At 67.9% G+C, this 10830-nt stretch carries 9 protein-coding genes; 5 read left to right on the top strand and 4 right to left on the bottom strand.

What is annotated here, in order from left to right:
* From C3Y15_RS32055 to C3Y15_RS30125, 3 genes are all read left to right on the top strand, one after another.
* Nucleotides 1-189: hypothetical protein (locus C3Y15_RS32055; protein ID WP_134206927.1), on the top strand; the 189-nt coding region annotated here is incomplete at its 5' end.
* A gap of 199 nt (nucleotides 190-388) precedes the next feature.
* Complete coding sequence (locus tag C3Y15_RS30130; protein ID WP_011880904.1) at nucleotides 389-1525, top strand: branched-chain amino acid ABC transporter substrate-binding protein; 1137 nt, start codon at nucleotides 389-391, stop codon at nucleotides 1523-1525.
* 324 nt (nucleotides 1526-1849) lie between these two features.
* The gene (locus C3Y15_RS30125; protein WP_014724073.1) at nucleotides 1850-3160 is read left to right on the top strand and encodes an MFS transporter; all 1311 of its coding nucleotides are present in this window, start codon (nucleotides 1850-1852) and stop codon (nucleotides 3158-3160) included.
* Between the two features lie 121 nt (nucleotides 3161-3281).
* On the opposite strand, the gene C3Y15_RS30120 is transcribed toward C3Y15_RS30125, so the two are convergent.
* From C3Y15_RS30120 to garD, 3 genes are all read right to left on the bottom strand, one after another.
* The gene (locus tag C3Y15_RS30120; protein ID WP_011880906.1) at nucleotides 3282-3719 is read right to left on the bottom strand and encodes a DoxX family protein; all 438 of its coding nucleotides are present in this window, start codon (nucleotides 3717-3719) and stop codon (nucleotides 3282-3284) included.
* A 179-nt stretch (nucleotides 3720-3898) separates the two neighbouring features.
* The gene (locus C3Y15_RS30115) at nucleotides 3899-4354 is read right to left on the bottom strand and encodes an RbsD/FucU domain-containing protein (RefSeq protein WP_011880907.1); all 456 of its coding nucleotides are present in this window, start codon (nucleotides 4352-4354) and stop codon (nucleotides 3899-3901) included.
* Nucleotides 4355-4521: 167 nt separating this feature from the next.
* Nucleotides 4522-6075, bottom strand: a complete 1554-nt coding sequence (garD, locus tag C3Y15_RS30110) for a galactarate dehydratase (RefSeq protein WP_011880908.1) — start codon at nucleotides 6073-6075, stop codon at nucleotides 4522-4524.
* 230 nt (nucleotides 6076-6305) lie between these two features.
* Between garD and kdgD the strand changes: the two genes are divergently transcribed.
* On the top strand, nucleotides 6306-7220 hold the full coding sequence (kdgD, locus tag C3Y15_RS30105; protein ID WP_011880909.1) for a 5-dehydro-4-deoxyglucarate dehydratase: 915 nt from the start codon (nucleotides 6306-6308) through the stop codon (nucleotides 7218-7220).
* Nucleotides 7221-7523: 303 nt separating this feature from the next.
* Here the strand turns inward: kdgD and C3Y15_RS30100 are convergent, their stop codons facing one another.
* Nucleotides 7524-9101: an aldehyde dehydrogenase (NADP(+)) gene (locus C3Y15_RS30100; RefSeq protein ID WP_034193348.1), complete on the bottom strand. Its 1578-nt coding sequence runs from the start codon at nucleotides 9099-9101 to the stop codon at nucleotides 7524-7526.
* 250 nt (nucleotides 9102-9351) lie between these two features.
* On the opposite strand from C3Y15_RS30100, the gene C3Y15_RS30095 reads away from it, so the two are divergent.
* Entirely contained in the window at nucleotides 9352-10728 is a 1377-nt protein-coding gene (locus C3Y15_RS30095) for an MFS transporter (RefSeq protein ID WP_069246413.1), read from the top strand.
* The last annotated feature ends 102 nt before the right edge of the window (nucleotides 10729-10830 follow it).

Genomic DNA, 10830 nt, shown 5'->3' with positions numbered 1-10830 from the left:
CCCCATCTCCACGCCCACCGCCGCCTGCAACCCAAGCCCGCCATCCTAGGAACGACGACGTCCCGCGTCTTGGCCCGTCTGCGCATCACCCATGACGATTTCAGCATATATCAGGGTTATCTACGATATGCCGAAATCGTCGCGCGCCACGCATCGAACGCGCAAGACGCGGGAATTTTCACTATCTAGACTTTAATGAACGGTTACGAGACGTCCATCCGCCCCCGCAGCCCACGCCGATTCCGGCACAGCATGCGCTGCGTGCCGCGCATTCGCATCGCCGTGGCGGCGCGTTCCGCACCACGCAGGGTCGAAACGTCTCGCCCGGCTTACCGCACCGGTCGAAGGGTCGGCCGCGGCCCAACCACGCCATCAAGGGGAAGTGAAAGTGAAGCTGAAGGTATCGCACGTCGCGCTGGCTGCCGCCTGCGCACTGTCGGGCGCCCACGCCCTCGCCGCCGACGTCGTCAAGATCGGTTTCGCCGCGCCGCTGACCGGGCCGCAATCGAACTACGGCACCGACATGCAGAAAGGCGTGCAGCTCGCGATCGCCGATTTCAACGCGACGCATCCGACGATCGGCGGCAAGCCGGTGACGTTCCAGCTCGACTCGCAGGACGACCAGGCCGACCCACGCACCGGCACGACGGTCGCGCAGCGGCTGATCGACGACAACGTCCGCGGGATCATCGGCCATTTCAACTCGGGCACCAGCATTCCGGCGTCCGATCTGTACGATCGCGCGGGCCTGCCGCAGATCTCGATGGCGACGTCGCCGCAGTACACCGCACGCGGCTACAAGACGACCTACCGGCTGCTGACGAGCGACGCGCAGGCGGGCCGCATCGTCGGCACCTATGCGGTGAAGACGCTGCGCTTCAAGCGCATCGCGATCATCGACGACCGCACCGCGTACGGCCAGGGCATCGCCGACGAGTTCGCGAAGGCCGTGCAGGCCGCGGGCGGCACGATCATCAAGCGCGACTTCACGAACGACAAGGCGCTCGATTTCTCCGCGATCCTGACCAACCTGAAGGGCGTCAATCCAGATGCGATCTTCTACGGCGGCGGCGACGCGCAATCGTCGCCGATGATCCGCAAGATGCGCCAGCTCGGCATCAAGGCGGCGTTCGTGACCGGCGAGATGTCGCGTTCGCCGACGTTCCTGAAGGTCGGCGGCGAAGCGGCCGAAGGCGCGATCGTCTACATGGGCGGGCTGCCGAAGGAGAAGATGCCCGGCTTCGCCAGCTATGCGTCGCGCTACAAGGCGCGCTTCAACGAGGACGTGATCACCTATTCGCCTTACTCGTACGACGGCACGATCGCGCTGCTCACCGCGATGAAGGACGCGAACTCGACCGATCCGAAGGTCTATACGCCGTATCTCGGCAAGGTGTCGATCAAGGGCGTGTCGGCGCCGAGCATCGCGTACGACGCGAAGGGCGACCTGAAGGACGCGCCGGTGACGATCTACAAGGTCGAGCATGGCGCCTTCAAGCCGGTCGACACGATCGCCGGCAACTGATTCGACGACATCCCCGCCCCCTGTCCCGCGCGGCGCGGCACGCTCCCCCGTGTGCCGCGCCGCGCGCCTTGCGGCGTCACGGCGTCCGAAGCATTCGTCGACACGCGCTCCGCGCACGCATTTCGCGCTCCTGTAGAATCCCCCCACCCGCTTTTGACGCTTCGTCTCCGCCGCACCCCATCCCGGTGCGGCGGCGCGTGCTCCGTGCCCTACCCGGCTTCGCACGCGTTCGACGACGCATGCCGCGCCAAGCCAGTCCATGCCGATAGCGGGCCCTGGAGACGCAGCATCGACAACAACATTCGAAAACCGATCGCCCTGACCATGCAAGCATCTGAATTGAGCGGCGTGCCTCGCGCCGCCGAACGCGCGCTCACGCGCAGCGACTACAAGACCCTCGGCCTCGCCGCACTCGGCGGTGCGCTCGAGTTCTACGACTTCATCATCTTCGTGTTCTTCGCGCCCGCGATCGGACAGCTGTTCTTCCCGCACGACATTCCCGACTGGCTGCGCCAGCTGCAGACCTTCGGCATCTTCGCGGCCGGCTATCTCGCGCGACCGCTCGGCGGCGTGATCATGGCGCACTTCGGCGACCTGTTCGGCCGCAAGCGGATGTTCACGCTGAGCGTGCTGATGATGTCGGTGCCGACGCTGCTGATGGGGCTGCTGCCGACCTACGACACGATCGGCATCCTCGCGCCGGTGTTGCTGCTGCTGTTCCGCGTGCTGCAAGGCGCGGCGGTCGGCGGCGAAGTGCCCGGCGCCTGGGTGTTCGTGTCCGAGCACGTGCCGTCGCGCCACATCGGCTATGCGTGCGGCACGCTGACCGCGGGCCTCACCGCCGGCATTCTGCTCGGCTCGCTGGTCGCGGCGGCCATCAACAGCCGCTACTCGGGCGCCGAAGTGACCGCGTTCGCGTGGCGCATTCCGTTCCTGCTCGGCGGCGTGTTCGGCCTGTTCTCCGTATACCTGCGCCGCTGGCTGCACGAAACGCCGGTGTTCGCGGAGATGAAGGCGAAGAAGGCGCTCGCGGCCGAGATTCCGCTGAAAGCCGTGCTGCGCGACCACGGCCGCGCGGTGATCGTGTCGATGCTGCTCACCTGGATGCTGTCGGCGGCGATCGTCGTCGTGATCCTGATGACGCCCGCGCTGCTGCAGAAGCAGTTCCATCTGGCGCCCGCGACCACGCTGTTCGCGAACAGCATCGCGACGCTGTGCCTGACGGCCGGCTGCATCACCGCCGGCTCGCTCGCGGGCTGGATCGGCGCGAAGCGCGTGCTCGGCATCGGCGGCCTCGTGCTCGCCGCGTGCTACTACCTGCTGTTCGCGCAGGTCGCCGCCGACGCGTCGACGCTGCCGCTGTACTACGGGATCGCCGGCTTCACGGTCGGCACGATCGGCGCGGTGCCGTTCGTGATGGTGCGCAGCTTTCCCGCGGTCGTGCGCTTCTCGGGCATCTCGTTCTCGTACAACGTCGCGTATGCGATCTTCGGCGGCCTCACGCCGGTGATCGTCTCGTTGATGATGAAGTCGAACCCGCTCGCGCCGGTCGCCTACGTCGCGGCGATCTGCGTGCTCGGCGCAATTGCCGTGCAGTTCTCGAAGGATGCGAAGGAGCTGACGGACGCTCGCTGAGCGCCGCCTGCGCGCCTAGCAGATGAACGAAGGGCCGAATCCCGCACCTGCGGGATTCGGCCCTTTTGCGTTGGCAGCGCGTGCCGCGCACGTCGGCTGGATCAGTTCTGCTCAGTTCCGCTCAGCGCAGCGCGCCGTACGACGAACTCGGCCGGCGCAGCGCGTCGATGCTCGCGCCGCCCGCGCCCGTCACGAACAGCAGCAGAAAGCCGCCGGCGATCGCGACGTTCTTCCAGAAGTGGATCACCATGTCGTGCTGGAGCGTGGCGTTGGTCGCGTCCCAGAAATTGTGCCCGACCATCGCGGTCGCGATCGTGTAGCACGCCATCAGCAACGCGAGCGGCTTCACCTTGTAGCCGACGATCAGCAGCAGGCCGCCGAGCGCCTCGATCGCGACGATCAATGGGCCCGTCACCTGCGTATACGGCACGTTGAGCGCGTGCAGATAGCCGATGAATTCGCCGTAGCCGAGCAGCTTCATCACGCCGCCCCACAGAAACAACGCCGCCAGCGCCAGGCGTGCGAAAAAAATGACGCCGGAATCGACGGAACGCGTCATGCCTCTCTCCTCGTATGCAGTTCGGCCGTCCGCACGGGCGCACCCGTGCGGTTCGAACCGCGCGGCCGAGCGGGGCCGGCGGCAAATGGGCCAGCATAGAGGGTCTTGTGGCCGTGTCCAAGAAAAAGGTTGTAGCAAATCTTTACACTGCAGCCCTTACCGTCGAGGCGGGCACGTCGCTAGCCGGCGTCGCTCAGCAGCACGCCTTTTTTGAAGATGAAGCAGCCGTAGCCGCGCAGCTCGCCGGTGACGATCACCGCGTACGCGCGCTGCGCGCGCTCGTAGAACGCGAAGCGATCGAGGCCCGTGAGCGGCACGGCGCGCGCTTCCGCGCGATCGATCTCGGCCTGCACCTCGCGTTGCACGGGCGGCACCGCGGCCGGATCGCCGACTACTTCCATCCGCCATGCCGGCGTGTCGACGAACGTGTCGAGCGGCAGCACCGACAGCACCGCGCGCGCGACGCGCGCCGAGTCGGCGCCGTCGATGCGCAGCGCGCGGCCGACCACCGTGTGTTCGGCGACGGACTCGGCCGGGAAATTCGCGTCGCAGATCGCCACTTCGTCTCCGTGGCCCATCGCGCGCAGCGCGTGCAGGATGTCGGCGTGCAGCAGCGGATCGAGATTCTTCAACATGTGAGCAAGTCTCCGGGATCAGGAACGAACCGCATAACGTTACCCGATCCCGGGCGCCGCGGGCGACGCGTCATGCATGTCAGGCGGCCGCGCGGCGGCGCGATGACGACGTGACGACGGGGGCGCGAAGGCGCCCGCTTCGGCCGCAGCAAGCCACCGCGCGCGCGTCAGGTCACCGGCGCCGGATTGAACAGCGTCAGCGCGTTCGCGAGCTTCCACTGCTCGGCCCACGTGCGACGCTTGCCGCTCGCGACGTCGAGCATCAGCCGGAACAGCTCCCAGCCGACGTCCTCGATCGACGCCGCACCGGTCGCGATCTGGCCGGCGTCGAGATCCATCAGGTCGTGCCAGCGGCGCGCGAGATCGCTGCGCGTCGCGACCTTGATCACCGGCACCTGCGCAAGCCCGTACGGCGTGCCGCGCCCGGTCGTGAACACATGCAGGTTCATCCCGGCCGCGAGCTGCAGCGTGCCGCAGATGAAGTCGCTCGCGGGCGTCGCCGCGTACAGCAGCCCCTTCTGCCGCGCCCGCTCGCCCGGCCGCACGACGCCGGCGATCGGCGCGCTGCCGGACTTCACGATCGAGCCCATCGCCTTCTCGACGATGTTCGACAGGCCGCCCTTCTTGTTGCCGGGCGTCGTGTTCGCGCTGCGGTCGACGCGGCCGCGCTCGAGGTAACGGTCGTACCAGTCCATCTCGCGGATGATCTCGCGCGCCACCTCTTCGTTGGCCGCGCGCGACGTCAGCTGCGCGACGCCGTCGCGCACTTCGGTGACTTCCGAGAACATGATCGTCGCGCCCGCGCGCACCAGCAGGTCCGCCGCGAAGCCGACCGCCGGATTCGCCGTCAGGCCGGAGAACGCGTCGCTGCCGCCGCATTGCACGCCGACGACGAGATCCGACGCCGGGCAGGTTTCGCGGCGGCGGCGGTTCAGCCGTTCGAGGTGCGCTTCGGCCATCGTCATGATCGAGTCGATCATCGACTCGAAGCCGACGTGCCCGGCATCCTGCAGGCACACGACGCCGCCGCTGCCGGCCGCGCCGTCGGCCGTGACGGGGATCACACCGGGCGGCAGCAGACGCTCGGGCTGGAGCTTCTCGCAGCCGAGGCTCACGGTCATCACCTCGCCGCCGAAGTTCGGGTTCAGGCTGATGTTGCGCAGCGTGCGGATCGGGATGTCCGCGTCGGGCGCGTCGATCGCGACGCCGCAGCCGTACGTGTGTTCGAGCCCGACCACGTCGTCGACGTGCGGGTAGCGCGGCAGCAGTTCGGCCTTGATCCGCTTCACCGCATGCTCGACGACGCCCGACACGCACTGCACGGTCGTCGTGATCGCCAGGATATTGCGCGTGCCGACCGAGCCGTCGGCATTGCGGAAGCCCTCGAACGTATAGCCGTCGAGCGGCGCGAGCGGCGGCGCGGCGCGCGTCGCGAGCGGCAGGTCGTCGAGCCCCGGCGGCTCGGGCATGCGCATCGTGCGCTCGTTCACCCAGCTGCCGCGCGGCAAGTCGGTCAGCGCATAGCCGATCACGACGTTGTAGCGGACCACCGGCGCGCCGGCCGCGAGATCGGTCAGCGCGACCTTGTGCCCTTGCGGTACGCGTTCGCGCAACGTCAGCCCGTCGGCGAACGTCGCGCCCTCGGGCAGGCCGCCATCGTTGACCACGATCGCGACGTTGTCGTCCGGATGCACGCGAATGTAGAGAGGGGAAGCAGTCATCGGAATTCCTGGGAAGCCACTGATTGAATCGTTAGTCATCATACGACATTCATCGATCCGCCGGGATGTTGCGTAAACCCTTATCCGGATAGACCCTAGCGTTGACAGATCAGCAAACCGCTTGCGCAGCGCATTCGTGCGTTGTACGATGACATACAACGACATCGCCACTACGGCTCGGATGGCGTGCCCGACGAACCCAGCACTCGCGCTAGACGGACGACCCAACCATGACTTCACCGCAAGAACTCAAACAGATCATCTCCCACGGCCTGCTGTCGTTTCCGCTGACGGACTTCGACGAACAACGCAACTTCCGGCCGTCCACCTATGCCGAGCGTCTGGAGTGGCTCGCGCCGTATGGCGCGACCGCGCTGTTCGCCGCGGGCGGCACCGGTGAATTCTTCTCGCTCACGCAGCGCGAGTATTCGGACGTGATTCGCGTCGCGACCGAAACCTGCAAGGGCAAGGTGCCGATCCTGGCCGGCGCAGGCGGCGCGACGCGCGTCGCGATCGAATATGCGCAGGAAGCCGAGCGCCTCGGCGCGAGCGGCGTGCTGCTGATGCCGCACTACCTGACCGAAGCGAGCCAGGAAGGCATCGCCGAGCACGTCGAGCAGGTGTGCCGTGCGCTGAAGATCGGCGTCGTGGTGTACAACCGCGCGAATTCGAAGCTCAATGCGGACATGCTCGAGCGCCTCGCCGACCGCTGCCCGAACCTGATCGGCTTCAAGGACGGCGTCGGCGAAATCGAGAGCATGGTCACGATCCGCCGCCGTCTCGGCGACCGCTTCGCGTACCTCGGCGGCCTGCCGACGGCGGAAGTGTACGCAGCCGCGTACAAGGCGCTCGGCGTGCCGGTGTACTCGTCGGCCGTGTTCAACTTCATCCCGAAGACGGCGATGGCGTTCTACGAAGCGATCGCGAAGGACGACCACGCGACGGTCGGCCGCCTGATCGACGAGTTCTTCCTGCCCTACCTGAAGATCCGCAACCGCCGCGCGGGCTACGCGGTGAGCATCGTGAAGGCAGGTGCGAAGCTGGTCGGCCACGACGCCGGCCCGGTGCGCGCACCGCTGATTGATCTCACCGACGACGAAATGGCCGAGCTCGACGTGTTGATCAAGAAGATGGGCCCGCAGTAAGCGCGGCGGGCGGCCGGCGTCGTGCCGGCCGCCGTCGTGAAGTTGCTCGACTGTTTTGCGGCCGGCGCTTGCCGGCCGCTGTCGTTTGGGGCGGCGCAGCGTGCGATGGGCCGGCGGCAGCGCTGCCGAATGCGCAGACTCCGCCCGCATGCGCCGCTGCTGCGGCACCCGGCGCGTCCATTCCATCACTGGTTTGAAACCGCCCCGGCGACGACCAACAAAAAGCGGACGCGGCCAGCCGGCCGCGTCCGCTTTTCCGTTCCGGCATGGCGGCCCGCGCATCCGCGCGGGGCCGCGGCCGCGTCACTCCGCCTTGCCGTCCCGCAGACGCGGAATCGCGAGCGGATTGCTTTCCTGCAACCCTTCGGGCAGCAGATCGTCCGGGAAGTCCTGGTAGCACACGGGCCGCAGGAACCGCTCGATCGCGGTCGCGCCGACCGACGTGACGGCAGGATTCGACGTCGCCGGGAACGGGCCGCCGTGCACCATCGCGTCGCACACTTCGACGCCGGTCGGATAGCCGTTGACCAGCAGGCGCCCGGCCTTGCGTTCGAGAACCGGCAGCAGGCGGCGCGCGAGCGGCTTGTCGTCGGCGTCGATCTGCAGCGTGGCCGTCAACTGCCCCTCGAGCGCCTCGAGCACGCGCGCGACTTCGTCGAGATCGCGGCAACGCACGACCAGCGACGCCGGCCCGAACACCTCGTGGCTGAACGCCTCCTCGGCGAGGAACGCTTGCGCGGCGACTTCGTACAGTGCGCCGCCCGCCTGGCATTCGGTCTGCGGCGCTTCGCCGGCGCCCAGCTCGCGCACGCCGGCCAGTTCGGCCAGCTTGCCGCGGCCGTTGCGATACGCGTCGGCGATGCCGCGCGTCAGCATCACGCCGGCCGGCTTCTTCGCGAGCGCCTGCGCGGCGACGGTTTCGAAGCGGTCGAGATCGGGACCGTCGATCGCGAGCACGAGGCCGGGGTTCGTGCAGAACTGGCCGACGCCGAGCGTCAGCGAGTCGACGAAGCCGGCCGCGATCGCATCGCCGCGCGCAGCCAGCGCGGCCGGGAACAGCACGACCGGATTGATGCTGCTCATTTCGGCGTAGACGGGGATCGGCTGTGCGCGTGCGTTCGCGAGATGCACGAGCGCCATCCCGCCCTGCCGCGACCCGGTGAAACCGACTGCCTGGATCGCCGGATGGCTGACGAGCTGCGCGCCGATCACGCGGCCGGGGCCGACCAGCAGCGAGAACACGCCGGCCGGCATCCCGCATTTGGCGGCCGCCGCGCGGATCGCGCGACCGACCAGCTCGGACGTGCCGAGATGCGCCTCGTGCGCCTTGACGATCACCGGACAGCCGGCCGCGAGCGCGGACGCCGTATCGCCGCCGGCCACCGAGAACGCGAGCGGGAAGTTGCTCGCGCCGAACACGGCCACGGGCCCGAGCGCGACCTTCTGCAGCCGCAGATCGGAGCGCGGCAGCGGCGTGCGCGCCGGCTGCGCCGGGTCGATCGACGCGGCGAGGAAGCGCCCGTCGCGCACCACGCGCGCGAACAGCCGCAGCTGGCCGACGGTGCGGCCGCGCTCACCTTGCAAGCGCGCCACGGGCAGGCCCGTTTCGGCGTGCGCGCGTTCGATCAGCGCGTCGCCGAGCGCGACGATTTCGTCGGCGATCGCTTCCAGAAACGCCGCACGCGCGGCGAGCGGCTGGGTGCGGTACGCGTCGAACGCGTCGCGCGCCAGCTCGCACGCGCGGTCGACGTCGGCCGGCGACGCGACGCCGAACGCCGGCGTGTCGATCTGCGCGCCCTTGGTCGGATCGAATGCGTACAAGGTACCGGCCGAGCCGGCCACCGCGTCGGCGCCGATCAGCATCTCTCCAGTCAGTTGCATGGGTGTGCTCCGTGTTCGTTCGGGAATGGTGCGCTCATTGTATCTCAACAGATACGATGTCTGCTGACGACGCACTACCGATCGCGCCGCCTGCGAAGGCGCGCACGATACACCGCGGGGCCAATCCGGGCCAAGTTATCCGGCCACTTCCCACACTCTGTGACAGTCATCAAAGGGAAAACCCGAGGTTTATGTATTCGGCCGTTCCCCATAAACTCCCGCCGATGTCATACGACGACGTACATTTAAAGTGACCCATCGAACCTCCTCTCGCGATCTCCCCATCGACCTCGCCGGCAGCGCGCGCCGCACCGCCGTGCGCTACTGGATTCTGGCGATGCTGTTCGTCGTCACGACGCTCAACTACGCCGACCGCGCGACGCTGTCGATCACCGGCACGCCGATCCGCAAGGCCTTCGGCATCGATCCGGTGACGATGGGCTACATCTTCTCGGCGTTCAGCTGGGCGTACGTGCTCGCACAATTGCCGAGCGGCTGGCTGCTCGACCGCTTCGGCGCTCGGCGCGTCTATGCGGCGAGCATCTTCCTGTGGTCGGCGTTCACGCTGCTGCAAAGCACGATCGGCCTGGGCGGCAGCGCGGCGTTCGCGGTGGCCGCGCTGTTCGCGATGCGCTTCGCGGTGGGCATCGCCGAAGCGCCCGCGTTCCCCGCCAACGCGAAGGTCGTCGCGAGCTGGTTCCCGACCGCGGAGCGCGGCACGGCGTCGGCGATCTTCAACGCCGCGCAGTATTTCGCGGCGGTGGTGTTCTCGCCGCTGATGGCATGGCTCACGCACGCGTACGGCTGGCATCACGTGTATCTGTGGCTCGGCCTCGCCGGCATCGCGCTCGCGTGCCTGTGGCTGCGCGTGATGAAGGACCCGGTCGACCATCCGGCCGTGAACCGCGCGGAACTCGAGCACATCGAGCAAGGCGGCGGCCTCGTGCGCACCATGTCGCGTGGCAACGGCGCGGCGGCGGGCGGCAGCCGCGTCGCGGGCTGGTACTACGTGCGCCAGCTGCTGTCGAACCGGATGCTGCTCGGCGTCTATCTGGGCCAGTACTGCGTGAACGTGCTCACCTATTTCTTCCTCACGTGGTTTCCGATCTACCTCGTGCAGGCGCGCGGGATGTCGCTGCTGAAGGCCGGCTTCATGACGTCGCTGCCGGCGATCTGCGGCTTTCTCGGCGGCGTGCTGGGCGGGATGCTGTCGGACACGCTGATCCGCCGCGGCGTATCGCTGACGATCGCACGCAAGATTCCGATCGTCGGCGGGATGCTCCTGTCGATGGTCATCATCGGCTGCAATTACGTCGACAGCGAAGCGCTGGTGATCGCGCTGATGGCCGTGTCGTTCTTCGGCAAGGGCATCGGCTCGCTCGGCTGGGCCGTCGTCGCGGACACCGCGCCGAAGGAAGCGATCGGCCTGTCCGGCAGCCTGTTCAACATGTTCGGCAATACGGCCGGCATCGTCGCGCCGATCGCGATCGGCTATCTGGTCGGCGCGAGCGGTTCGTTCAACGGCGCGCTCGTGTTCGTCGGGCTCAATGCGCTGGTCACGGTGCTCAGCTATCTCGTGATCGTGAAGGACATCAAGCGCGTCGAGCTGCGTCATCGCGATGCTTGAGGGGCGGTGGCTAGAGGCGCTGGGCTGTGTGATCGGGGGCTGGTGAGGCGGCGGGGGCGTGTGGGGATTGCTTCGGGTGCTTCGGGTGCCTCGCCCACACCG

The organism is Burkholderia sp. B10, from assembly GCF_004368385.1.
GTDB classification, from domain to species: domain Bacteria; phylum Pseudomonadota; class Gammaproteobacteria; order Burkholderiales; family Burkholderiaceae; genus Burkholderia; species Burkholderia vietnamiensis.
The sequence above is the reverse complement of the archived record's forward strand: the minus strand, read 5'-3'. Positions and strand labels throughout refer to the sequence as shown.